This is a genomic window from Ensifer sp. ZNC0028, from assembly GCF_000799055.1.
In the GTDB taxonomy this organism is placed as follows: Bacteria; Pseudomonadota; Alphaproteobacteria; order Rhizobiales; family Rhizobiaceae; genus Ensifer.
The window spans coordinates 1-24336 of the sequence record NZ_JTLA01000110.1 but is presented as its reverse complement, the minus strand read 5'-3'; the positions used below and the strand labels follow the sequence as shown (position 1 = coordinate 24336).

Annotated in this window: 24 protein-coding genes; 17 read left to right on the top strand and 7 right to left on the bottom strand. The window is 63.1% G+C overall.

Features of this window, described 5'->3' with window-relative positions; genetic code table 11:
- Positions 1–8 precede the first annotated feature (8 nt).
- Positions 9–2717 carry a preprotein translocase subunit SecA gene (gene secA, locus L981_RS25615; RefSeq protein WP_043623012.1) on the bottom strand — a complete coding sequence of 903 codons (2709 nt, stop codon included), beginning with the start codon at positions 2715–2717 and terminating at the stop codon, positions 9–11.
- 243 nt (positions 2718–2960) lie between these two features.
- On the opposite strand from secA, the gene L981_RS25610 reads away from it, so the two are divergent.
- The 6 genes from L981_RS25610 to L981_RS34050 all read left to right on the top strand — a co-directional run bounded on the left by L981_RS25610 (position 2961) and on the right by L981_RS34050 (position 7311).
- Positions 2961–3827, top strand: coding sequence for a peptidylprolyl isomerase (locus L981_RS25610; RefSeq protein ID WP_043623010.1), 867 nt, complete (start codon positions 2961–2963; stop codon positions 3825–3827).
- A gap of 211 nt (positions 3828–4038) precedes the next feature.
- Positions 4039–5280 carry a bifunctional glutamate N-acetyltransferase/amino-acid acetyltransferase ArgJ gene (gene argJ / locus L981_RS25605; protein ID WP_043623006.1) on the top strand — a complete coding sequence of 414 codons (1242 nt, stop codon included), beginning with the start codon at positions 4039–4041 and terminating at the stop codon, positions 5278–5280.
- Positions 5281–5338: 58 nt separating this feature from the next.
- Entirely contained in the window at positions 5339–6157 is an 819-nt protein-coding gene (locus L981_RS25600) for a GNAT family N-acetyltransferase (RefSeq protein ID WP_043623003.1), read from the top strand.
- A 4-nt stretch (positions 6158–6161) separates the two neighbouring features.
- A complete protein-coding gene (gene mutT, locus L981_RS25595) occupies positions 6162–6575 on the top strand; it encodes an 8-oxo-dGTP diphosphatase MutT (RefSeq protein ID WP_043623001.1) in 414 nt (137 codons plus the stop codon).
- A 179-nt stretch (positions 6576–6754) separates the two neighbouring features.
- On the top strand, positions 6755–7075 hold the full coding sequence (locus L981_RS25590) for a hypothetical protein (protein WP_043622998.1): 321 nt from the start codon (positions 6755–6757) through the stop codon (positions 7073–7075).
- Positions 7076–7143: 68 nt separating this feature from the next.
- On the top strand, positions 7144–7311 hold the full coding sequence (locus L981_RS34050) for a Flp family type IVb pilin (protein ID WP_082006159.1): 168 nt from the start codon (positions 7144–7146) through the stop codon (positions 7309–7311).
- Between the two features lie 33 nt (positions 7312–7344).
- On the opposite strand, the gene L981_RS25585 is transcribed toward L981_RS34050, so the two are convergent.
- Positions 7345–8223, bottom strand: a complete 879-nt coding sequence (locus tag L981_RS25585) for a methyltransferase domain-containing protein (RefSeq protein WP_043622996.1) — start codon at positions 8221–8223, stop codon at positions 7345–7347.
- 101 nt (positions 8224–8324) lie between these two features.
- Between L981_RS25585 and L981_RS25580 the strand changes: the two genes are divergently transcribed.
- The 5 genes from L981_RS25580 to L981_RS25560 all read left to right on the top strand — a co-directional run bounded on the left by L981_RS25580 (position 8325) and on the right by L981_RS25560 (position 11385).
- Positions 8325–9056 (top strand): ComF family protein, encoded by a 732-nt coding sequence (locus L981_RS25580; RefSeq protein WP_245281717.1) that lies wholly within the window; start codon positions 8325–8327, stop codon positions 9054–9056.
- Positions 9057–9103: 47 nt separating this feature from the next.
- Positions 9104–9361, top strand: a complete 258-nt coding sequence (gene grxC / locus L981_RS25575) for a glutaredoxin 3 (protein WP_043622990.1) — start codon at positions 9104–9106, stop codon at positions 9359–9361.
- Positions 9362–9426: 65 nt separating this feature from the next.
- On the top strand, positions 9427–10284 hold the full coding sequence (locus tag L981_RS25570; RefSeq protein ID WP_043623137.1) for a carbon-nitrogen hydrolase family protein: 858 nt from the start codon (positions 9427–9429) through the stop codon (positions 10282–10284).
- Positions 10281–10709: a DUF1178 family protein gene (locus L981_RS25565; RefSeq protein WP_043622988.1), complete on the top strand. Its 429-nt coding sequence runs from the start codon at positions 10281–10283 to the stop codon at positions 10707–10709. Before L981_RS25570 ends, L981_RS25565 begins: the two co-directional genes overlap by 4 nt.
- A 109-nt stretch (positions 10710–10818) precedes the next feature.
- Positions 10819–11385, top strand: a complete 567-nt coding sequence (locus L981_RS25560; RefSeq protein WP_043622986.1) for a GNAT family N-acetyltransferase — start codon at positions 10819–10821, stop codon at positions 11383–11385.
- A gap of 16 nt (positions 11386–11401) precedes the next feature.
- Here L981_RS25560 and ubiG read toward each other — a convergent pair whose 3' ends face one another.
- Both ubiG and L981_RS25550 read right to left on the bottom strand, forming a co-directional pair.
- A complete protein-coding gene (ubiG, locus tag L981_RS25555; protein ID WP_043622983.1) occupies positions 11402–12148 on the bottom strand; it encodes a bifunctional 2-polyprenyl-6-hydroxyphenol methylase/3-demethylubiquinol 3-O-methyltransferase UbiG in 747 nt (248 codons plus the stop codon).
- 210 nt (positions 12149–12358) lie between these two features.
- Positions 12359–12907 (bottom strand): dihydrofolate reductase family protein, encoded by a 549-nt coding sequence (locus L981_RS25550; RefSeq protein ID WP_043622980.1) that lies wholly within the window; start codon positions 12905–12907, stop codon positions 12359–12361.
- Positions 12908–13049: 142 nt separating this feature from the next.
- On the opposite strand from L981_RS25550, the gene L981_RS25545 reads away from it, so the two are divergent.
- Positions 13050–13565, top strand: a complete 516-nt coding sequence (locus L981_RS25545; RefSeq protein WP_052202014.1) for a class I SAM-dependent methyltransferase — start codon at positions 13050–13052, stop codon at positions 13563–13565.
- A gap of 63 nt (positions 13566–13628) precedes the next feature.
- Here L981_RS25545 and L981_RS25540 read toward each other — a convergent pair whose 3' ends face one another.
- The 3 genes from L981_RS25540 to L981_RS25530 all read right to left on the bottom strand — a co-directional run bounded on the left by L981_RS25540 (position 13629) and on the right by L981_RS25530 (position 17489).
- A complete protein-coding gene (locus tag L981_RS25540; RefSeq protein ID WP_043622978.1) occupies positions 13629–15161 on the bottom strand; it encodes an ABC-F family ATP-binding cassette domain-containing protein in 1533 nt (510 codons plus the stop codon).
- Between the two features lie 375 nt (positions 15162–15536).
- Positions 15537–16583: a linear amide C-N hydrolase gene (locus L981_RS25535; protein ID WP_052202019.1), complete on the bottom strand. Its 1047-nt coding sequence runs from the start codon at positions 16581–16583 to the stop codon at positions 15537–15539.
- A 69-nt stretch (positions 16584–16652) separates the two neighbouring features.
- Positions 16653–17489: a hypothetical protein gene (locus L981_RS25530; protein ID WP_082006158.1), complete on the bottom strand. Its 837-nt coding sequence runs from the start codon at positions 17487–17489 to the stop codon at positions 16653–16655.
- 291 nt (positions 17490–17780) lie between these two features.
- On the opposite strand from L981_RS25530, the gene L981_RS25525 reads away from it, so the two are divergent.
- From L981_RS25525 to L981_RS25505, 5 genes are all read left to right on the top strand, one after another.
- Positions 17781–19055, top strand: a complete 1275-nt coding sequence (locus L981_RS25525) for an aspartate kinase (protein WP_043622972.1) — start codon at positions 17781–17783, stop codon at positions 19053–19055.
- A gap of 87 nt (positions 19056–19142) precedes the next feature.
- Entirely contained in the window at positions 19143–21410 is a 2268-nt protein-coding gene (ptsP, locus tag L981_RS25520; RefSeq protein ID WP_043622970.1) for a phosphoenolpyruvate--protein phosphotransferase, read from the top strand.
- A 69-nt stretch (positions 21411–21479) separates the two neighbouring features.
- A complete protein-coding gene (gene prfA, locus L981_RS25515; protein WP_043622968.1) occupies positions 21480–22562 on the top strand; it encodes a peptide chain release factor 1 in 1083 nt (360 codons plus the stop codon).
- 3 nt (positions 22563–22565) lie between these two features.
- Positions 22566–23435: a peptide chain release factor N(5)-glutamine methyltransferase gene (prmC, locus tag L981_RS25510; protein ID WP_043622965.1), complete on the top strand. Its 870-nt coding sequence runs from the start codon at positions 22566–22568 to the stop codon at positions 23433–23435.
- A 332-nt stretch (positions 23436–23767) separates the two neighbouring features.
- Positions 23768–24336: DUF4167 domain-containing protein (locus L981_RS25505; protein WP_043622963.1), on the top strand; the 569-nt coding region annotated here is incomplete at its 3' end.

Here is a 24336-nt window from a genome sequence, read left to right as displayed (position 1 = left end):
TATTCGGCTTATGCCTCGTAGATGCCGTGGCAGTGCTTGTACTTCTTGCCCGAACCGCAGGGGCACAGCTCGTTGCGCGACACCTTGCCCCAGGACAGTGGGTTGGCCGCGTCGCGCTGTACCGGCGGAGCTGCCAGAAGCGTTTCGCCGCCGAAATCGTCCTCGCCGGTCAGCGGGTCGATGTGGTGGCCGTGCATGGCCGGCGGGACCGGCTGTGGCGCTTCTGCCGCTTCGCGCACCAGCTCGACGCGCATGAGTTGTGCCGTCACGGCCTGGCGCAGGTTGCCGAGCAGGGCCTGGAACAGCTCGAAGGCTTCGGACTTGTATTCCTGCAGCGGGTCGCGCTGGGCATAACCGCGGAAGCCGATGACCGAGCGCAGGTGGTCGAGGTTGACGATGTGCTCGCGCCACAGATGGTCGAGCGTCTGCAGCACGACCGAGCGTTCGACATACTGCATGATCTCGGGACCGAAGCGTTCGGCACGGTCGGCGGCTTCCTTTTCGGCAGCGGCCATGACGCGCTCGAGAATATCGGCCTCGTCAATGCCTTCCTCGGCGGCCCATTCGGTGATCGGCAGGTCGAGATTGAGGTATTGCTGCACGTCGGCCTTGAGGCCGGCGACGTCCCACTGCTCGGCATAGGCCTTTTCGGGAATGCGCTTGCTGACCATGTCTTCGACGACTTCGGTGCGCATGTCGGTCACGGTTTCGGTGACGCTTTCGGCATCCATCAGCTCGATACGCTGCTCGAAGATCACCTTGCGCTGATCGTTGAGAACGTCGTCGTACTTCAGAAGGTTCTTGCGGATGTCGAAGTTGCGGGCTTCGACCTTCTTCTGGGCGCGTTCGAGTGCCTTGTTGATCCACGGATGGATGATCGACTCGCCTTCCTTGAGGCCCAGCTTCTGCAGCATGCCGTCCATGCGGTCGGAGCCGAAGATGCGCATCAGGTCGTCCTGGAGCGACAGGTAGAACTTGGAGCGACCCGGGTCGCCCTGACGGCCGGAACGGCCGCGCAGCTGGTTGTCGATGCGCCGGCTTTCGTGGCGCTCGGTCGCGAGAACGTAAAGGCCGCCGGCGGCCAGCGCCTTTTCCTTGAGCTGCTGCACTTCGGCGCGGATCGCCTGTTCGCGCTGTTCGCGCTCGGGGCCGGGCTCGACGTCCGAGAGCTCCTGCTGGATGCGCATGTCGACGTTGCCGCCGAGCTGGATGTCGGTACCGCGACCGGCCATGTTGGTGGCGATCGTGACGGCGCCCGGCACGCCGGCCTGGGCGACGATGAAGGCTTCCTGCTCGTGGTAGCGGGCGTTCAGAACCTGGAAGTTGGCAAAGCCCGACTTCTTCAGGAGGTCGGCGAGCTGTTCCGACTTTTCGATCGACGTCGTGCCGACCAGCATCGGCTGGCCGCGCTCGTGCGCCGACTTGATCTCCTCGATGATGGCGTTCAGCTTCTCGCCCTGGGTGCGATAGACTTCGTCGTCCTCGTCGATACGCTTGATCGGCAGGTTGGTCGGGACTTCAACGACTTCCAGACCGTAGATGTTGCCGAATTCTTCCGCTTCGGTGGAGGCCGTACCGGTCATGCCGCCGAGCTTGGAATACATGCGGAAGTAGTTCTGGAAGGTGATCGATGCGAGCGTCTGGTTCTCGGGCTGGATCTGCACCTTTTCCTTGGCTTCGAGCGCCTGGTGCTGGCCTTCCGAATAACGGCGGCCCGGCATCATGCGGCCGGTGAATTCGTCGATGATGACGATCTCGCCGTTGCGAACGATGTAGTCCTTGTCGCGCTGGAACAGCTTGTGGGCCTTGAGCGCATTGTTGACGTGGTGGACGATCGCGACGTTTTCGATGTCGTAGAGCGATTCACCCTTGAGCAGGCCCGCCTCGCGCAGCAGGTTTTCCAGCTTCTCGGTGCCTTCTTCGGAGAAGTTGGCCGAGCGCTGCTTTTCGTCGATCTCGTAATCTTCGGGCGAAAGCAGCGGAATGAACTGGTTGATCGTGTTGTACAGATCCGAGCGGTCGTCGAGCGGGCCGGAGATGATCAGCGGCGTGCGCGCTTCGTCGACGAGGATCGAGTCCACTTCATCGACGATGGCGAAGAAGTGACCGCGCTGGACCATCTGTCCGCGCTCGTACTTCATGTTGTCGCGCAGATAGTCGAAGCCGAGCTCGTTGTTGGTGGCGTAGGTGATGTCGCAGGCATAGGCGGCTTTGCGCTGCTCGTCGGTCAGGCCGTGGACGATGACGCCCGTGGTCATGCCGAGGAAGCTATAGATGCGGTCCATGGTGCCGGCGTCGCGCTGGGCGAGGTAGTCGTTGACGGTAACGACGTGGACGCCCTTGCCCGCAAGCGCGTTCAGGTAGACCGGAAGCGTCGCGACGAGGGTCTTGCCTTCACCGGTCTTCATTTCGGCGATGGCGCGCTCATGCAGGATCATGCCGCCGATGAGCTGGACGTCGAACGGGCGCAGGCCGAGCACGCGGCGGGCCGCTTCGCGGGCGACTGCAAAGGCCGGAACCAGCAGGTCGTCGAGCGTCTTGCCTTCTTCCAGCTGCTTGCGGAATTCCACCGTCTTGCCGGCGAGCGCCTCGTCCGACAGGGCCTTCATGTCGGCTTCGAGAGCGTTGATGGCATCCACCCGGGCTTTGTAGCCACGCACGCGGCGATCGTTGGAGGAGCCAAACAACTTGCGGGCTAGGCCGCCGAGACTGACCATATGAATGGTCCTTTCTTTTTTGTTGCCTTGGGTCTCATGGCCGCGCCGCGAAAACCGCGCAATGCCGTGAAACGCCCGGAAACTGTTCTGGACGCGAGGTTGCGTGACAGATAAGAGGGGGGTCGAATTATGTCAACGCAATTGCACTGCCGGACGGCTACAGAACCGCCACATTCTGGTGTTGTGCAGCCGCTACAAGCTGCAGGCAATTGCGCCGAAGGCCAATGTGAAAGGTTAGTGAGCATGACCAAGTTGAAAACCCTGGCCGCCGCGGCACTGGTTGCGGCGATGGCCGTACATGGTGGCGCGCGGGCGGAAGACGCCGATCCGGTGGTCGCCAAGGTTGGCGGCGAGGACGTGCGCCAGTCCGAACTCAACCTTGCTCTGGGCGGTCTCGACCCGCAGCTGCAGCAGATGCCGGAAGAACAGAAGCGCGCCGCTGCACTGTCGGCAATCATCGACGTCAAGCTTCTGTCCGCCACGGCCGAGAAGGAAGGCCTGCAGGACGACGCCACCTTCAAGCAGCGCGTCGCGTACCTCACCGAGCGCGAACTGCACAACGCCTACTTCAAGAAGCACGTCGTCGACGCCATCACCAAGGACGAGGTGAAGGCCCGCTACGACAAGGAAGTCGCGGCCATTCCGGTTCAGGAAGAAGTGAAGGCCCGTCATATCCTGGTCAAGACGGAAGACGAAGCCAAGGAAATCATCAAGGAACTCGACGCCGGCAAGAGCTTCGTCGAGCTTGCCAAGGCGAAGTCCACCGATCCGAACAAGAACGACGGCGGCGACCTCGGCTACTTCACCAAGGGCCGCATGGTGCCGGAATTCGAAACGGCTGCCTTCGCTCTCGAGAAGGGCACCTACACCAAGACCCCGGTCAAGACCCAGTTCGGCTTCCACGTCATCCTGGTCGAAGACAAGCGTCCGCAGGCCCCGCCGCCGCTCGAGCAGGTCGAACAGCAGGTTCGTCAGCTTGTGATGCGTGACAAGTATGTCGAGCTGCTTGCCGCTGCCAAGAAGGATGCAGGCGTCGAAATTTCCGACCCAGCGCTGAAGCAGGCCTATGACGAGGCCAACAAGGCGCAGGAAGCGCAAGAAGCCAAGTAATTCGATCGGCGGGCCCTGCCACCGGCGGGGCCTGTCGTCACCGCTTTTTGTCGATGCCCGGCATGAAAACCGTTCGGGCATTTGTCGCAAGATGGATCTGGAACCGTTTCGGTTGTAGACCGCTCCGGATCTTTGTTCTTAGGCACTCCTGAAGGCCGCCCTGGTTCTTCCTGGAGATGCTTTGGTTTCAACACGTCACAGCAGGTTTCCCATGTCCGGCTCCGTTTCCCCGCTCGCTCCGAAAACCTTTGCCGAAATGCCCTCCGTGCGCGGCGTCCGCATGGCGACCGCAGCCGCCGGCATCAAGTACAAGAACCGCACCGACGTGCTGATGATGGTGTTCGACCGGCCGGCTGTCGTGGCCGGTGTCTTCACCCGTTCCAAGTGCCCCTCGGCCCCTGTCGATTTCTGCCGCAAGAACCTTTCTGGCGGTGTCGCACGCGCCGTCGTCGTCAACTCCGGCAACGCCAATGCCTTCACCGGCAAGAAGGGCCGCGACGCGACCGAACTGACGGCGAAGTCGGCGGCAAAGGCTGTCGGCTGCGCGGAGAGCGAAGTGTTCCTGGCGTCGACCGGCGTCATCGGCGAACCCTTGGACGCGACCAAGTTTGCCGGCGTACTCGACGATCTGGCTGTTGCCGGCAAAGAGGATTTCTGGTTCGAAGCCGCCAAGGCGATCATGACGACGGATACCTATCCGAAGGTCGCGACACGCAGCGCCGACATCGGTGGCGTCAAGGTGACGATCAACGGCATCGCCAAGGGCGCCGGCATGATCGCGCCCGACATGGCGACGATGCTCTCCTTCGTGGTCACCGATGCCGACATTGCGCCGGCCGCGCTGCAGGCCCTGCTTTCGGCCGGCGTCGGCCCGACCTTCAATTCGGTCACGGTCGACAGCGACACTTCGACGTCCGACACGCTGATGCTCTTTGCGACGGGCGCTGCATCGGCCGATGGCCAGCCGGCGATCACCGACGCGGCCGACCCGCGGCTCGATGCCTTCCGCGCAGCACTGAACGATCTCCTGCGCGATCTGGCGCTCCAGGTGGTGCGTGACGGCGAAGGCGCGCGCAAGATGGTCGAGGTCACCGTCGAGGGCGCCGAGAACGATGCGGCCGCCAAGCGCATTGCGCTTTCGATCGCCAATTCGCCGCTGGTCAAGACCGCCGTTGCCGGCGAAGACGCCAACTGGGGCCGCGTGGTCATGGCCGTCGGCAAGGCGGGCGAATTGGCCGAACGCGACCGGCTGGCGATCTGGTTCGGCGATGTGCGCGTGGCGGTCGAGGGCGAGCGTGATCCGACCTATTCGGAAGCTGCGGCCACCGCCGTGATGAAGGCCGAGGACATCCCGATCCGCGTCGAGATCGGCCTCGGTTCCGGTCGCGCCACCGTCTATACCTGCGACCTGACCAAGGAATATGTCGAGATCAACGGCGATTATCGGAGCTGAGGCACCGATTGCAGGATGGTGAGCGGCCTGGCGTGCCAGGCCGTACAGAGGTAGCAAGATGACATCGAGTGATATTCGGCCCGTGGCGGGCAAGGCACAGGCCGAAGCTGGGGAAGTGGCAATGGTGGATCTTCCGAACGTGCGCCGTCTCGAGGCCGTGGGTTTCCGCGCCTGGCCGGCAGCGTCCGTGCAATATGATGGCAGCTGGCTGATCCGGCTCAACGCAGGCCATGATTCCAAGCGGCTGAATTCCGTCAATCCGCTTGATCCGTCCGACTATCGCGACATCCCGGTCCGTCTCGAAAAGGCCGCCCGGCGCTTTGCCGATTACGGCCGGCCGTTGACCGTGCGCCAGACGCCACTGACACCGCCGCAGCTTGTCGCCCATATGGACGCCGAGGGCTGGACCGCGTTCAGCCGCAGCCTGGTGATGACGGTCGATCTCGTCGAGCGCGAGTTTGGCGACGGCATCGATCACCTGCCGATCAAGGATGTCGGGCGCTTCGTCGACGCCTGCATCGGGATTGCGAAGGGCGATCCGAAGCGCAAGGCGGCGCTGGCGGAAATCATCAATGCGATCAAGCCGGAGAGCGGCCTCTTCCTGTTCGAGGATGCCGAAACGGGACCGACGGCCGTGGCGCTGGTCGTCCAGGACAACGACCTTGCCGGCATCATGCAGTTTGCCGTCGACGAGCGCGTCCGTGGCCAGGGCGTCGGCAAGGCAATGCTCGACGTCTGCCTGCGCTGGGCGCGCCTTCGCGGCGCCAAGAAGGCCTGGCTGCAGGTGGAGGCGGACAACAGCGCGGCCATGGCGCTTTATCGCGGCGCCGGTTTCTCCGAAGTCTACAGCTACATCTACAGAACGCCGGGAGCTTGAGGCCATGGACGCCAACGGAAAGAAGATCGTGCTTGTCGCGGCCTGCGCGCTGGTCGATTCCGATGGCCGCATCCTGCTTGCGCAGCGGCCGGAAGGAAAATCGCTTGCCGGCCTATGGGAGTTTCCGGGCGGTAAGGTCGAGGCGGGCGAGACGCCGGAGGAAACCCTGATCCGCGAGCTCGAGGAAGAGCTCGGCATCCGCACCAAGGTCGCGTGCCTCGCGCCGCTCACCTTCGCCAGCCACACCTATGACGACTTCCATCTCCTGATGCCGCTCTATGTCTGCCGCCGCTACGAAGGGGTTGCGACCGGGCGGGAAGGCCAGGCGATCAAGTGGGTCCGGCCAAAGGCCCTGCGCGATTATCCGATGCCGCCGGCCGACGAACCGCTCATCCCGTTTCTTATGGATTTGCTCTGAACCTACCCGAAATCTGATTGATTATTAATCGATCGTTTATCTCCCTGGCGCAAAGATAGCTCCAATTCAGTTTCGGTACGTATCGTTGGCAACGGCGTATCGATTTCAGGCAGTGCGGTAGAACCAAGCTTGGGAAGGGCGCTTGCGTTCGCCGTATTTTGCGCGTTTGTGAGGCTGGGATGGTGGACGACGATTTCTGGAACACGGTTCAGGAAAAGGATCTGATGAACAATCAGTCCCGCCGGACAGGTGTGCTCAATCTGTCGCTGTTGTTCGGAACAGCGGTGATCGCACTGACGCTGATCCTGACGCCCATGCTGTCGTCAAAGACAGACAAGCGCATCATGGCCAATACGCCTGTCGATTACGACAACATTTCCACCGGCTCCATCCCTTCGAACGGGACCACCAAGCGCTACACGGTTCGGCGCAGCGTCCTTCAGGAAATGCCCGGAGCGGTTTGCATTATCGATGCCGACGGCCGCAAGAGCGGCTGCTGAAACGAACGCCATCCGCCCGTTGGTGCTGGCTTGCGTTTCGGATTGAACAGAAATCAGGCTGGGGACGAATGGAAACGCTTAGACGCTTGTTTCGCGGCAAGGATGGAGGCATCGCCATCGAGTATGCGCTGATTGCCGCCCTCGTCTCCCTCAGCCTGATCTTCGGGGCCAACCAGATCGGCAGTGCGTTGACCTACGTCTACGACTCGCTCGCCGCAGCGTTCCCAAGCGCATAAACATTAAAACCGGATCTGGGGGTGGATGCCGCCCTAAAGCGGCTGCTCTTTCGTACCGAGAGCGGTTGAAAGCCGCTGTTTTGCCGAACCCGGCTTCAACGGCTTCTGCTGGCTCTCGTGCGGTGCCCAACCGGACAGGTAGATGATCGAGAAGGTTGCGCGAATGCGACCGTCCGGATCGGAGAAGCGCTCCGCATAGATTTCCGCAGCTCTGAGGAAAAAGCGCCTGGAAACGGGCGTGCGGCTGCGCGCCGAAAGCGGGCTGGTCATGCCCATGGCGCGCAGGTCGCGGATCAGCGCAAACAGCGAATCGTAGCGGACCGTGTAGTTTTCCGTGTCGGTGACCGGCAGGGCGAAACCGGCGCGCTGCAGGAGCGCGCCGACGTCACGGACATCGGCGAAGGGAATGACGCGCGGGCTGGCGCCGCCCGTCAGCTCGGCTTCCGCAGCCAGCAGTGCTTCGCGCAGTTCCTGCAACGTGCCGCTGCCGGGGATGGCGGCGAGGAACAGCCCGTCGGGCTTCAGCGCCCGCCGCACCTGGATGAAGGCGCCCGGCGTATCATTGGTCAGATGCAGGGACAGCGGCGAGACGATCAGGTTGACGCTTTCCGGTTCGGCCGGAACTTCTTCGAGCGAGGCGATCGTCACCGGCGCCTCGGTCGAGCCGAAGCGGGCGTCGGTCTCGACGCGCTCGATGGCGTCGATCTTGCCGGTCGCCATCAGTTGGCGGGCCGTTTCACCGGTGTAGCCGTGCAGTTCGAGTGCGCGGTCGAAGTGGCGCTCGACCACGCCGACACGCTCGGCGAGCTCCTCGGCCACGATGTCGAGAAGGAATCCGGCCTTCGGATCGGCGTTTCTGAGCGCCCTTGCCCGGTGCGCCTCGACGAGGCTCTGGTCAAAGATTTTTTCCACGATAGTCTCTCCGCGATGGGCAGCAAAGAGACCTTCGGAGGCACAAAGTCAACCGCATGGCATGGGAGAGGTTGCGTATTCCGCAGGCGTGGCGCGCGGGCATGCTGAGACGGTTCGGCCTGGGGCTCGTCGATCTCGTCTTTCCGCCCGTCTGTTGCGGCTGCGGTCGGCTGGTCGGCGACCATCGCGCGGTCTGCGCCTCCTGCTGGGCGACGCTGCCGCTGATCGAGCGGCCCTATTGCAATATTCTCGGTACCCCGTTTTCGGTCGACCATGGCGCCGGATCGGTGTCACCGGAGGCGATCGCCAACCCGCCTGCCTTCGATCGGCTGAGATCGGTGGCGATCCATGAAGGCGTCGCCCGAGATCTGGTCCACGGGCTGAAGTATCGCGACCGCACGGATCTCGCGCCGATGATGGCGGCATGGATGATCCGGGCGAGCGACGGTGCCGTCGCTTCCGCCGATGCGATCATTCCCGTGCCGCTGCATGCCTTCCGGCTGTGGAAGCGGCGGTTCAACCAGTCGGCGGAGCTGGCGCGGGCGATTGCGCAGCTCTCCGGCCGTCCCTATCAGCCCGATCTTTTGAAACGCATCCGGCGCACGAGCCCGCAGGTTCGCCTGGGGCTGCGCGCCCGCGAGGAGAACGTGCGCGGCGCCTTCGCCGTCTCGGAAAGCGGCAAGGCGGGTCTCAGCGGGAAAAGCGTGGTTCTCGTCGACGATGTATATACGACCGGCGCAACCGTTGCCGCGGCGACCCGTGCGCTGAAGCGGGCGGGCGTCGGGTCGGTCACGGTTTTGACCTTTGCAAGAGCCGTATCCGGTCTTATATGACAATCAGATGTCCGGCACGGGCGCCGGCAAAGGAGCGGTTCAGGATCATGGCTTCGGTGGTCATTTATACGCGTCAGTTCTGCGGCTATTGCTCGGCTGCAAAGAAACTCCTGGAAACCAAGGGCGTTTCCTTCCTCGAGCACGATGCCACCTATGATCCGAGTGTTCGGAAGGTGATGATCGACAAGTCGCACGGGGGGACGACGTTCCCGCAGATCTTCATCAACGACATTCACGTCGGTGGATGCGACGACCTGCACGCGCTGGAACGCGCCGGCAAACTCGACGCGATGCTGGCTGCCTGAGGCACCGCACCCTTGCAAGAGGCGACGTCCCGTTTGTCAGCGGTGAGCGCCGGGAGTTGGACGAGATGACTTTCAAGGCTGCAGCCCTTCAGATGTGTTCCGGCGTCGATCCCCGCAAGAATGCGGAGACGATGGTGCGGCTTGCGCGCGAAGCGGCAGCCCAGGGCGCGACCTATATCCAGACGCCGGAAATGACCGGAGCGCTCCAGCGGGACCGGGCTGCTTTGCGCGCGATCCTGAAGGACGAGGCCAACGATCTCATTGCCGCGGCGGCAGCTCAGCTGGCCCGCGAACTCGGCGTCTACCTCCATGTCGGCTCGACGCCGATCGCGCTTGCCGACGGCAAGATCGCCAATCGCGGCCTGCTGTTCGGCCCGAGCGGCCAGAAGATCTGCGACTACGACAAGATCCATATGTTCGACGTCGATCTCGACAACGGCGAGAGCTGGCGGGAAAGTGCGGCCTATCAGCCCGGCAGCATCGCGCGCCTGGCCGAACTCGACTTTGGCAAGCTTGGCTTTTCCATCTGCTACGACGTGCGCTTCCCGGAGCTTTTCCGGCAGCAGGCCGTTGCCGGCGCCGAGATCATGTCGGTGCCTGCCGCCTTCACGCGGCAGACCGGTGAGGCGCACTGGGAAATCCTGCTTCGCGCCCGAGCGATCGAAAACGGCCTTTTCGTCATTGCCGCCGCGCAAGGGGGCACGCATGAGGATGGGCGCGAGACCTTCGGCCATTCGATGATCATCGATCCCTGGGGGCGCGTGCTTGCATCGGCTGGCCCGACCGGCGAGGCCATTGTGCTTGCCGACATCGATGTCGCCGCCGTGCACGCGGCGCGCGCCAAGATACCGAACCTGAAGAACGCCCGCAGTTTCGTGCTCGATGAAGTGGCGCCGACCGGGAAGGGAGGCGTTGCCGCTTGATCCGCTACACCCTTTCCTGCGACAACGGCCACGATTTCGAGGGCTGGTTCTCGTCGAGCGACGATTTCGACCGCCAGGTCGAGCGCAAGCTGGTCTCCTGTCCGAGCTGCAATTCGACGTCGGTTGCCAAGCAACTGATGGCGCCTTCCGTCACGACTGCGCGCAAGAAGGAAGCGACGCGGGCGGTGATCATGGACCAGGCGCAGAAGGAAACGGTCGCCAAGATCCGCGAGCTGGTGAAGTCCGTACGCGAAAACGCCGAGGATGTCGGCGAGCGCTTTCCGGAAGAGGCCCGCAAGATCCATTACGGCGAAGCGGAAGAACGCGGCCTGATCGGCAAAGCAACGGCGGAAGAGGCCGTGGCGCTGCTCGAAGAGGGCATTGCCGTCGCGCCGCTCCCGATCCTGCCCGACGAAGTCAACTGACGCACGGGCGGGAAACACTCGCCCCTTTTCGCGTAAACGCGTCGGCGCCTCTTTAAATACAACGGCTTGCTTCCCATCTGGCGGTTTTGCAGTGGGAGTTTTTCAGCCTATGACGTTGTCCGATATCCGCATTTCCACCGATCGCCTCATCATCAGGGCCTTCGCACCCGATGATTTCGCGAGCTACTTTGGCTATCACCAGCTGCCTGAGGTCTATCGCTATCTCTACCAGGAACCGTTGGACGAAACGGCGGCGCGGACAAAATTCGCCAAGGCTACGGCGCCAAAGCTTGTTGACGATGGGGATGTCGCCGTGTTCGCCGTCGAGCGTCGGGACGATGGCGCCGTGATCGGAGAGGTGCTGCTGAAACTCGCCAGCGGCGCGGCGGAGCAGGCGGAGACCGGTTACATCTTCGATCCCGCCTTTGCCGGCAAGGGCTATGCCACCGAGGCAATGCGGGCCACGCTCGATCTCGGCTTCTCGACGCTGAATTTCCACCGGATCTTTGCCCGGCTCGATGCCCTCAACAAGGGATCGGTCGGTGTCGTCGAGCGTCTCGGCATGCGCCGCGAAGCGCATCTGATCGAGAACGACCGGTTCAACGATGTCTGGGGCGACGAATACGTCTATGCGCTCCTGAAGCGCGAATGGCAGGACCGTCGGCAGGCGGGTTGAGCCCCGCCGACATCGCTTATAGCGGCCGCTTGGCGATGATCATGTAGTTGACGTCCATATCCTTGGACAGGTTCCACTGGTTGGAGAGCGGATTGAAGAACACGCCGGTCCGCTCGGTCACTTCGAGGCCGTTCGCCACGAGCGGCTTTTCCAGCTCCTCCGGACGCACCAGCTTTTCATACTGGTGCGTGCCGCGCGGCAGCCAGCGCAGCACGTTCTCGGCGGCGAAGATGGCAAGCGCCGCCGCCTTCATCGTGCGGTTGATGGTGGCGACGAACATCAGGCCGCCGGGGCGCACCATATGGGCGCAGGTGGTCATGAAGAAATCGACATCGGCCACATGCTCGACGACTTCCATGTTGAGTACGATGTCGAAGCTCTCGCCGGCTTCGGCTAGCGCTTCGGCGGTCACGGCGCGATAGTCGACAGTTACCCCGCTTCCAGCCGCATGGGTCTTCGCGATCCCGATGTTCTTTTCGGAGGCGTCGGCGCCGAGCACGTCTGCGCCCATGCGTGCCATCGGCTCCGACAGGAGACCGCCGCCGCAGCCGATATCGAGGAGCCGCAGGCCCTTCAGCGGCTGCGGGCTCCTGGGATCGCGGCCGAAATGCTCAGCCACCTTGTCGCGGATATAGGCGAGGCGAACGGGATTGAACTTGTGCAGCGGCCGGAACTTGCCGGTCGGATCCCACCACTCCGCGGCCATGGCGGAAAAGCGGTCAACCTCGCTCTGGTCGATCGTCGTGCGTGCGGTCTCGCTCATGTCGCCGTCTCCTTGCATCGTCCCGACAGCGCCGCGCGTCTTTTACGACGCGCTACGGACGCTGCAACACTTCAAACTGCTGCATCATTTACCCCTAAACCGATCCCGATTTAGGGAGTTGTGCAGCAGTGAAGTCGGACGATCGGACAAGGAAGTCAAGAGGTGGCGCTGGGCCAGATCGGCGCACGCGCCTACGTGGCACCCGTCCCGCTATGCGCTCGCTTCCGGCTGGTAGTGCAGGATGACGACACCGGACGTCAGAGGGCGCGTGTGGGTCAGCTTGAGTTTCGTTCGCTTCAGTCCTGGTTTGAAGAGGGGCACACCCTCGCCGAGCAATACCGGATTGATGCCGAGGCGGTATTCGTCGACGAGGCCCTTCTCGACCAGTTCGCTGGCGAAATCGGCGCTGCCGAAAATGAAGATCGTGCCGCCTTCGAGCCTTTTCAATCGTTCGACTTCCTTGGCGGCGTCGCCGGTCACGAGCGTCGTCCGTGCCCAATCGGCGGAGGTCAGCGTGCGTGAGAAGACGAATTTCTCGACGCCGTTCATGAAGGTCGCGATGTCACCTTCGGCCGACGGCCAGTAGGCCGCCATCATCTCATAGGTCACGCGGCCGAAAAGCAAGGTGCCCGTTCCGAGCTGTGTTTCGCCGATATAGGCGGCGAGCTCGTCCTCGAAGACGAACCAGCCGATGTCGTGTCCCGGCGCTTCGAAGAAGCCGTCAACGCTGACCATGTCCCACATGATGACCTTGCGCATTTCTCTCTCCCGTTACGGCACGCTCTCTCACGGGGAGAGTGGCAAATCTGATGTAATTTTGCAAGCGGTTTTATATTTGCATCGGATGGATTCACGCCGGCACGCGTGCTAGTTTTCGGAGAAGGGAAGGAGAGCAATCCAGATGAGGCTGAACAGGATCGACTGGGCGATCGACGTCATCGCGCCCCGCCCGTCCGATCATCTGCTCGAAGTCGGCTGCGGACACGGCGTTGCCGTGACGAAGGTTTGCGAGCGGCTTGTCGATGGGGAGATTGTCGCGATCGACCGATCGGCCACGATGGTGGCAGCCGCAGCACGCCGAAATGCCGAATATGTTGCCGCCGGGCGAGCCGCTTTGCGGGTCGCGGAGCTTCGCTCGCTCGATCTCGGTGGCCGTCGCTTCGATAAGGCGTTCGCCATGCGCGTCGGTGTGTTCACGCGGGGCGATCCCATCCGCGAGTTTGCGGCGCTGGTGCGGCTGCTGAAACCGGAGGGCCGCCTTTTTCTTTTCCATGACGAGCCGTCCACGGGGGCGGACGACGTTGGCGCGCGGCTTGAGGCGGCGGCCCTACGCCACAGCTGGCAGGTCGAGGTCCGGTTGGCGAAGAGCTTCGACAGCGGCGAGGTCGCCTGCCTGATTGCGCGGCCGCCTGCCTGATGGTGTTGCGACTGATGACGCCCGCTTTTTGCGGGCGCCACGCTTGCGATGATTGGGGTTATGTCAGCCGACGTCGCCTGCAGCCGCCGAGGCGAAGAAGTCCTCGGGATCCTCGACTTCGACGAGACGGCGCTTCTCGATCAGCCAGAAGCGGTCGCCGACATTGCGCACGAAGCTGCGGTCGTGGGAGACGAGAAGGCAGCTCGTCTCGTTTCTCAGCAGCTCCGCCTCAAGCGCTTCCTGGCCCTCGATGTCCAGATGGTTGGTCGGTTCGTCGAGCAGGTAGAAATTGGGCTCCTTCAAGCGCAACACCAGCATCGCAAGACGCGCCTTCTGGCCACCCGAGAGCCGGCCGATCGCCTTTTCCTGCATGTCGATGCCGACGCCGACACCGACGAGCAGGCTACGGGCGCGCTGATCGCCGAGCGAGAAGCGGCGGGAGAGTGCTGCAAGCGGCGTCTCGTCGTCCGACAGGCCGGCAAGTGCCTGGTCGCTGTAGCCGAGCACGAGCGAGGGCGTTGCCTTCAGCGTTTCCGGCGCGCGGGAGGGTTCCTCGATCGCGGTGCGGATGAGATTGACGAGCCGGGTCTTGCCGGCGCCGTTTTCGCCGAGCAGCACGATGCGGTCGCCCTGGCAGATCCAGCGCTTGCCGGTGCGGAAAAGCGGGGTGCCGTCGGGCGTTTCGACCTGAACGTCGTCGAGCGTCACCAGGATCTTGGCGTGGGTGCCGCGGTTCGCGAGCCGGATCGCACCGGCTGAGCGCTCCTGATGCGCCGGCTTTGCCGCATCCTCCAGCCGCTCCGCCCGCTGTTTCAACTGCTTCGTCTTCACCGTGAGCAGGTCGCTGCCGGAGTTGATGCCGATATTGTTGAGCTTGGCGGCCTGGCGGCGAAGCTGCTGTGCCACCTTCATGTCGCGCTGGTAACGCCGCTCCTCCGAGGCGTCCACCTCATCGAGAGCGGAGCGCGCCCGTGAATAGGGGAGCGCGAAGACTGGCGATTGCTCCGGCCTCAGGAACAGCGTGCGGTTGGTGGTTGCGTCGAGGAAGGCGCGGTCGTGGCTGGCAACCAGCACCGGCACATCGCGTGGCAATGCATTCAGCCAGGCCTCCAGCCGCCCGATCTTGGCGAGATCGAGATGGTTGGTCGGCTCGTCCAGCAGCAGGGCGTCGGGCTCGCTGACCCAGACACGGGCAAGCAGCATCAGCCGCTGCCAGCCGCCACTCAACTGCGAGACGGCACGCGCCCGCAGAACCTCCGGCACATCGAGGGAATCGAGCACGATATCGACGCGCCAGCTTTCGTTCTCCGCCTGGTCTGCCGGGAGCGCCGAAAGAACCGCGTCGTGGAAGGAGAGAGGCAAAAGGGACGCAGGCACGTTCTGCTCGACGTGGCCAACCGTCAGGCCTCGCGAGCGGGTGATTTCGCCCGCCGTCGGGTCGAACGTCCCGGCGATCGATCTCAGCAGGGTCGACTTGCCGCGCCCGTTGGCGGCGACGATGCCGATACGGTCGCCGGATGCGACGGAGAGGTTGAGGTTGGAGAAAAGCGGTGCGCTCAGGCTGACGCCGAGGTTGCGGATATTGATCAAGGCCATGGTCGTTCTCTGGACTGCGCGAGCGACGATGAGGCATCCGGGGCGGCACGCTTAGCCGCGGTTGGCGGATGGTTTAACCCGCGACAGCGAGGGGCTGTGCTCGGGCCATGTCGGCTCGGTATGGGAAGACGATGCAGGCGTTCAAACCGGTACGGTTGCGCACTGCATCACTCTGGGCAGACCAGGGATAGGTTCGCGATGTTGCGAAGTATGTCCGGTCAGCCCTGCAAACGCATCTGCAGGGCTTGGACGGGGCCACGCTGGCGGTGGTGCCGGAAAAATGTCATCACGTGCAGCCCCCCTTCCTCGAATTCAAGTTGCGCGGTGTGAATACCATCGTCGCGTGCAACTTTCAATGCCCCCGGCATCGAAGGCTCACATCTGCAGGCCGAGGAACTTGAATGGTTCGGCCGGCTTGAAATCGCCGGTTGCGTCGCCCGAATAGGTGTGATCCTGGTTTTCGCCGAGATCGAGTTTCATCACCTTGCCGGTTTCCTTGGCAAAGTCGATCTTCTTCAGGTCGACCCAGAAAGTGTTTGGTGTCAGCGCGGATTCGAAGAAGTAGAGCTTGCGCTTGTGATCAACGACGGTGCGCCAGCGGGTCGAGGAAATGTTCGGTTCTTCCGGGGTGTTGAGCCCATAGGGGACCGAGACATTGCGAATGACGCTAAAGACGCTCGCCAGCGCCCGGTCGGGGTTCTCGTCCTTCGGGATGGCATTGACGTAGAAGGAGGCGCGGGCGAACCGGTCGGATGCTCGATTGGTGCCGGGCAGCATCACCGTTCCGCCGATCTGCTTCCAGTAGCTGTTCAATGCCAGTTGCTGGTCGAAGACAGGCGAGTTGGTCATGACCTGGTATTTGCGGTCGTGGTGGATCACCTGCTTGCCGCCGATATATTCGACGATGGCGCTATCGCCCGTCTTGTCGGAGATGGAAAGGTGCAGCGTCGTCAGGCGGTTCTCGCCCGGAACATTGTCCGTAACGATGGTGAAGGGCTCTTTCTCGAGCGCTGCCACTGCCTCTTCGACAGTTGCGAAGCTGTCGAGCACATATTGCGCCCAGGCGGCAATCGTCAGGCCGGGCTTCGATTTGTCATCAAACTTTGGATACTCGGATTCTACCAGCCAGAGCAGATTTGCATTCAGCCCTACCTCGTTGACGCCGTCGGTGGTGGAGACGTCATAGCCGGTGGCAACGACGCTGCCATACTTCGCCGTCCATTTGAACGAATTGGGGCCGGCCTGGCCATCGCGTTCGGTGCCGCGCGGCAGCACCCAGAGATTGGTGGCGACATCCCTTTTCCAGTCCATGGAACGCGCTGTGATGACATTGTCATCAGGGCCGAGATAGACGAGGCGCGTGCAGGCTTCGGCGCTGGTCTGGGCAAGGACGAGAAGGCTGGCGAGTGCCGCTGAAACAATCGAGCGGGCGGACTTTCCGATAAACGTCACGTCATTCTCCCTTTCAGGTCGCGTGCGGATCAGGCCTCTCTAGAACAGCATCGAGAATCCGATGACCGGGCCATGCTGGTTTACGTCCCAACGAAACTTGTTGGTTCCAGTGAAATCGTCGCTTTCGTAGTCCTGATAGAGCAGGCGGTAGCCGGCGCGAAGGATCGTCGGTTGACCGAACATTTCGGTGCGGTAGCCGAGGTAGGCCTGGGCGTTGACGCTGAGCTTGGAGCCGACATCGAAGCCGCCGACATCGGCCTCGGCGACGAGGTTCCAGCGTTCGCTGAGGTCGGCGTTGAGCCGCAGGCCGACAAAAGGGTCGGTCCAGTCGGCGCTCTTGCTCGCACTCGCGCCGGCCACGGACACGTCCGCTTCGAGCTTCGTCCAGCGAAGGCCGATCGTCGGCTCGATCGAGAGCGTCCGGGGCTTGCCAAAGGCCGTGTTGCCACCGAGTTCCTGCTCGTAGATCTGATAAAACGCGCCGACCGCCAGTGTCGTCATCTTGATATCGAGGCCGATCTCATGGGAGAGCAGCTCTTCGTCCTGGCTGGTGCGCACATATTGGCCGTCGAAATAGACGCCCCATTGGCCGTTGGTCAGCTCGATGTTGCCCATCAGCGCCAGGTCGAGATGGTCGAGCGTGTCCTTGAACGGCACATCGACATCGGTGTCGAAACCGGCGAGCGATGCGTCGCCCTTCAGGCTGGCGGCCCAGATATAGGGGCTGACGATCACCGTCCAGTCGCTCTCAGGCGCCATACGCTCGGCGTCGAAATCGGCAGCGCGCGCCGGTGCGGAGGCGAGCAGCGCCAGCGCAAATGTGCCGGCAAGGTGGGCTGCGGCGCGCCCGGTTGCGGCTATGCGACGTGTCTGCATGTCTGCCCCCTTGATCCCTCGCTGGCAGCCTAGCCGCCATGGCTGCAATTGCAAGTGGCGCATGCTTGTCCCGGTATAGGTTTCCGGCGGGGGTTCCCGCGCCTTATTCCTGCCCTCTTGCCATTGCGTGCGGCCCCCTGATCCGCTAAGAGACGCCGCGACTTTCCGCTCCCCGAAGCGGTGACTGCCGATGTCCGAGAAGTCTCCCAAGCTTTTTGACCGTCGGGCGCCGGCGGGGACTTTCCTGTCACGCGCGCCTCACGCGCGCAAATTGGGTACCGGTAGAGGCACATGGCACGCATCGTGATGAAATTCGGCGGAACGTCCGTCGCTGATTTGGACCGCATTCACAATGTTGCCCGCCATGTGAAACGCGAAGTCGATGCCGGCCACGAAGTTGCCGTCGTCGTTTCCGCCATGTCCGGCAAGACCAACGAGCTGGTCGGCTGGGTGCAGAACATGCCGAAGGCAACCGGCGCCAACTCGCCCTTCTACGATGCGCGCGAGTATGACGCGATCGTCGCGTCCGGCGAACAGGTGACTTCCGGCCTGCTGGCGATCGCGCTGCAGTCGATGGGCATCAACGCCCGTTCCTGGCAGGGCTGGCAGATCCCGATCCGCACCGACAACGCCCATGGCGCCGCCCGCATTCTCGACATCGACGGTGCCGAGCTCGTCCGCCGCATGGGCGAGGGCCAGGTTGCCGTCATCGCCGGCTTCCAGGGGCTTGGACCAGACAACCGCGTCGCCACACTTGGCCGCGGCGGCTCCGACACCTCGGCCGTTGCGATCGCCGCAGGGGTCAAGGCCGACCGTTGCGACATCTACACCGACGTTGATGGCGTCTACACGACCGACCCGCGCATCGAGCCGAAGGCGCGGCGGCTGAAGAAAATCGCGTTCGAGGAAATGCTGGAAATGGCATCGCTCGGCGCCAAGGTGCTGCAGGTGCGCTCGGTCGAGCTCGCCATGGTGCACAAGGTCCGCACCTTCGTGCGTTCGTCTTTCGAAGATCCCGATGCGCCGGGCATGGGTGACCTTCTCAATCCGCCCGGTACGCTGATTTGTGATGAGGATGAGATCGTGGAACAGGAAGTCGTAACCGGCATTGCCTATGCCAAGGATGAAGCCCAGATTTCGCTGCGCCGTCTCGCAGACCGGCCGGGCGTCTCCGCCGCGATCTTCGGCCCGCTGGCTGAAGCCCATATCAACGTCGACATGATCGTCCAGAACATTTCCGAGGACGGTTCGAAGACCGACATGACCTTCACGGTTCCCTCCGGCGACGTCGACAAGGCGCTGAAGGTGCTCGGCGACAACAAGGACAAGATCGGCTACGACGTCGTCCAGTCCGAAGCGGGCCTCGTCAAGGTATCGGTCATCGGCATCGGCATGCGCAGCCACGCCGGTGTTGCGGCTTCGGCCTTCCGCGCACTTGCCGACAAGGGCATCAACATCAAGGCCATCACCACGTCGGAGATCAAGATTTCGATCCTGATCGATGGACCCTATGCGGAATTGGCGGTTCGCACTTTGCATTCCGCTTACGGTCTCGATAAGAGTTAATCGACAGACGACCGATTTGGGATTCGCGGCGGTTTGGCCGCGTATCCCCTTTGCTGCCGTCCCCTCTATTTCGGGAGACCCCACGCGATGAGAGACCTTTCCGCAGGTCCGCGCGTTCTCCTCAAGCGGTTGCGCGAGTTGATGGCGGAACCGCTGGAGCCGCAGGAGCGCCTTGACCGTATCGTGCGCCAGATCGCGCAGAATATGGTCGCGGAAGTGTGTTCGGTCTATGTGCTGCGCTCCGACGGCGTGCTCGAACTCTATGCGACCGAAGGTCTGAACAAGGCCGCCGTTCACCTGGCGCAATTGAAGATGGGGCAGGGCCTCGTCGGCACCATCGCCGCCTCGGCGCGGCCGCTCAATCTCTCCGACGCCCAGTCGCACCCGGCCTTTACCTACCTGCCGGAAACCGGCGAAGAGATCTACCATTCCTTCCTCGGCGTGCCGATCCTGCGCACCGGGCGCGCGCTCGGCGTTCTCGTCGTCCAGAACAAGGCGATGCGCAACTATCGCGAGGACGAGGTCGAGGCGCTTGAGACGACCGCCATGGTTCTCGCCGAAATGGTGGCGACCGGCGAGCTGAAGAAGATCACCAAGCCCGGTCTCGAACTCGACCTGTCGCGTCCCGTCTCGATCGACGGCAACAGCTACGGCGAAGGCATCGGTCTCGGCTATGTTGTCCTGCACGAACCGAGGATCGTCGTCACCAATCTCCTCAACGAGGATACCGACCAGGAGCTGCAGCGGCTTGCCGAAGCGCTCGGCTCGCTGCGCATTTCGATCGACGACATGCTGTCGCGCCGCGAGGTGTCGATGGAAGGCGAGCACCGGGCGGTGCTCGAGACCTACCGCATGTTCGCGCATGACCGCGGCTGGGTGCGCAAGCTCGAAGAGGCGATCCGCAACGGCCTGACGGCGGAAGCCGCCGTCGAGCGCGTGCAGAGCGAGACCAAGGCGCGCATGATCCGCCTGACGGATCCGTACTTGCGCGAGCGCATGCATGATTTCGACGATCTCGCCAACCGCTTGCTGCGCCAGCTCTCGGGCTACGGCGCCAAGCTTTCGGCCAGCGACTTCCCGAACGATGCGGTGATCGTCGCGCGCGCCATGGGTGCTGCCGAACTGCTCGACTATCCGCGAGAAAACGTGCGCGGCCTGGTGCTCGAAGAAGGTGCCGTCACCAGCCATGTGGTGATCGTTGCCCGCGCCATGGGTATTCCTGTCATCGGCCAGGCGACCGGTGCCGTGGCGCTTGCGGAAAACCGCGACGCAATCATCATCGATGGCGACGATGCCAAGGTGCATCTGCGACCGCTCGCCGACCTGCAGCGCGCCTATGAGGAAAAGGTTCGCTTCCGGGCGCGGCGTCAGGCGCAGTTCCGGGCGCTGAAGGATGTCGATCCGCTGACCCGGGACGGCACGCGCATCACGCTGCAGATGAACGCCGGCCTGCTCGTCGACCTGCCGCACCTGAACGAGGCGGGTGCCGAAGGCATAGGTCTCTTCCGCACCGAGCTCCAGTTCATGATCGCCTCGACCATGCCGAAGGCGGAGGAACAGGAAGCCTTCTATCGTAACGTTCTGAAGCAGACGGGCGGCAAGCCCGTGACCTTCCGCACGCTCGATATCGGTGGCGACAAGGTGGTTCCCTATTTCCGCGCGGCGGAAGAGGAAAACCCGGCGCTCGGCTGGCGCGCCATCCGGCTTTCGCTCGACCGGCCGGGTCTACTGCGTACGCAGCTGCGCGCCATGCTGCGCGCTGCGGCCGGTGCCGAGCTCAAGCTGATGCTGCCGATGGTCACCGAGGTTTCCGAACTCAGGATCGCGCGCGACCTCCTGCAGAAGGAAATCGAACGGCAGTCGAAGCTCGGCGAACAGTTGCCGCGCAAGCTGCAGTTCGGCGCCATGCTGGAGGTGCCGGCGCTGCTCTGGCAGCTCGACGAGCTGATGACCGAGGTGGACTTCGTATCCGTCGGCTCCAACGACCTCTTCCAGTTCGCCATGGCGGTCGATCGCGGCAATGCCCGTGTCTCCGACCGGTTCGACGTGCTCGGACGCCCGTTCCTCAGGATCCTGCGCGACATCGTGCGCGCCGGCGACCGGCACGACACGCCGGTAACGCTCTGTGGCGAGATGGCGAGCAAGCCGCTCTCGGCCATGGCGCTGCTGGGGCTTGGGTTCCGTTCGGTGTCGATGTCGCCGACGGCCGTCGGACCGATCAAGGCGATGCTTCTGGCGCTTGACGCCTCCAAGCTCGGCGCACAGCTCAACGCTGCACTGGACGATACGCGCGATCAGACGCCCGTTCGCCAGATGCTGGTGGATTTCGCCGCGGAAAACGGCATTCCGGTTTAGATTGAAGTGACGCGTCGCAACCCTCGTCCGGAGCTGATCCGGCCGGGGCAAGACGCATTGGAGTGAGACTTGGCAAAGCTTCCCGTTGAAAAGATGCGCGAACTGGAACGGCGGTTCGGTGAAATCGAGGCGCGCATGTCCGCCGGCCCGGCCGCGGACGTCTACGTCAAGCTCGCCTCGGAATATTCCGAACTGCAGCCGGTGGTGACGAAGATCCGCGCCTATGAAAAGGCGACGGCGGAGCTTGCCGACATCACCGCCATGCTCGCCGACAAATCGACCGACCGCGAGATGCGTGATCTCGCCGAAATGGAAAAGCCCGAGGTCCAAGCGGCGATCGAGGGGTTGGAGCAGGAAATCCAGCTCCTGCTCCTTCCGAAGGACGCGGCCGACGAAAAGAGCGCGATCCTTGAAATCCGCGCCGGAACCGGCGGTTCCGAGGCGGCGCTGTTTGCCGGCGACCTGTTCCGGATGTACGAGCGCTATGCGGCTGGCAAGGGGTGGAAGGTCGAAGTGCTGTCGTCGAGCGAAGGCGAAGCCGGCGGTTTCAAGGAAATCATCGCTACCGTTTCCGGGCGCGGCGTGTTCGCGCGGCTGAAGTTCGAATCCGGTGTTCATCGGGTGCAGCGCGTGCCGGAAACCGAGGCGAGCGGCCGCATTCATACCTCGGCCGCGACGGTTGCGGTGCTGCCGGAGGCCGAGGACATCGACATCGAGATCCGGCCCGAGGACATCCGCATCGACACGATGCGCTCGTCGGGCGCCGGTGGCCAGCACGTCAACACGACGGACTCGGCCGTGCGCATCACCCATCTTCCGACCGGACTTGTCGTCACCAGCTCGGAAAAGTCGCAGCACCAGAACCGTGCGAAGGCGATGCAGGTGCTGCGCTCGCGCCTCTACGACATGGAGCGCCAGCGCGCCGACAGCGAACGCTCGGCCGACCGTAAGAGCCAGGTGGGATCGGGCGACCGCTCTGAACGCATCCGTACCTACAATTTCCCTCAGGGACGGCTGACCGACCACCGCATCAACCTGACGCTCTACAAGCTTGACCGGATGATGATGGGCGAAATCGACGAAGTCGTCGACGCGCTGCTTGCCGACTATCAGGCAAGCCAGCTGGCGCAGCTCGGCGAGCAGCGAGGCTGAGCGATGGCCGAGACGCTCGCGAGCCTGGTTGCCGAAAGTCGCGATCGCCTGCAGGCGGGCGGCATCGAACACGCGGCGCTCGACGTCCGGCATCTGATCTCGGGCCTGCTCGACCTGTCGCTGAGCGCGGTCGTGTCGCGGGGCAGGGACCCGGTTTCGGATGAGGATGCCCAGCGGATCCGGGCAGCGGTTACCCGCCGGCTGGCGCGCGAGCCGGTCTATCGCATCCTCGGTGAGCGCGAGTTCTTCGGCCTTCCGCTGAAGCTGTCGAAGGAAACGCTGGAGCCGCGCCCGGACACCGAAACCCTGGTCGATCGCATGATCCCTTATTTGCGCGCGGTGGTCGCGCGAAAGGGAGGGTGCGAGATCATCGATCTCGGGACCGGCACGGGCGCGATTTGTCTCGCGCTTCTGGCTGAGGTTCTTGAAGCCAGGGGCACGGCGACCGATATATCCGGAGACGCGCTGGTTACGGCGACGGCAAATGCCGCCGCTCTCGGACTTGCGGATCGATTTCGGCCCCTGCTCAGCAACTGGTACGAAAAGGTGGATGGTCGATACGACGTCATCGTCTCAAATCCGCCGTATATCCGGTCCAGTGTGGTCGAAGAGCTTGAGCCGGAGGTGAGACTTCACGACCCGGCCGCAGCGCTTGATGGCGGAGAAGATGGGCTAGATGCCTATCGCGCCATCGCTTCTCAAGCTGTTCATCATCTTGAGACAAACGGCGTGATAGGCTTGGAAATCGGTTTCGACCAGAAAGAGGCGGTAACGGCGTTGTTTTACGCCGAAAAATTCCGTCTGCGTGAAGAGGCGAAGGATCTCGGCGGCAACGACCGCGTCCTGATCTTCGAACGCGACACAAACCGTTGAAAAAATGCTGCACTGGCGCATCTTCTTTCTTGCAGAGGCAAAGAAAGGGCTTGGAATCCCAGAGGAAGCGGGCTAGTTTGCCCGCGCACTGGGCAGAAGGTCATGGACCTAAGATTCGTTCCGGTATGACCTGGCCACGGGGATTGCTCTCAAGAAAGAGTTGCTAGGGTTCAACAGTGCCTTGTGCGGGTACCTGTTAATTTGACGTCAGTCGGCGCCGAAGCCGCCATTGTGCGAGCACAACGGCGCGTGTTCTGTCGGGCGTGAACGGATCCGGCCGGAAGACGAAACCACATGATCATCATTATCAAGAGAATTCGGGTGAATGTACTATGAGGCCAGGACAGCAAAACAAGCGCGGCCGCGGGCGGAATAACAACAACAATAACAACAACAATGGTAATAACAACAATCACAACCGCAAGGGCTCGAACCCGCTGACGCGGACCTACGACAGCTCCGGTCCGGATGTGAAGATTCGCGGTACGGCCCAGCACATCGCCGAGAAGTATTCTGCACTTGCGCGCGACGCCCAGAGCTCCGGCGACCGGGTCATGGCGGAAAACTACCTGCAGCACGCCGAGCATTACAACCGCATCATCGCTGCCGCACAGGCGCAGATGCAGGACCGTTTCCAGCGTGACGACCGTCAGGACTTCCGCGGCCACGATGCCGCCGACCAGGACCAGGACGATCTGGATCAGGGCTATGTAGACGACATGCCGGCTCCGGTTGCCGCAGCCGCAGCGCCGGTTTCCGAGCCGCAGCCTGTCATCGACGGTACCGGCCCGCAGCCGGTGATCGAAGGCACGCCGGCCGAAGTCGCGATGGAAGAAGAGGCACCGGCCGCTTCCGGCCGCGCCGCTTCGCGCCGCCGCAACACGCCGCGTCCGCGCCGTCC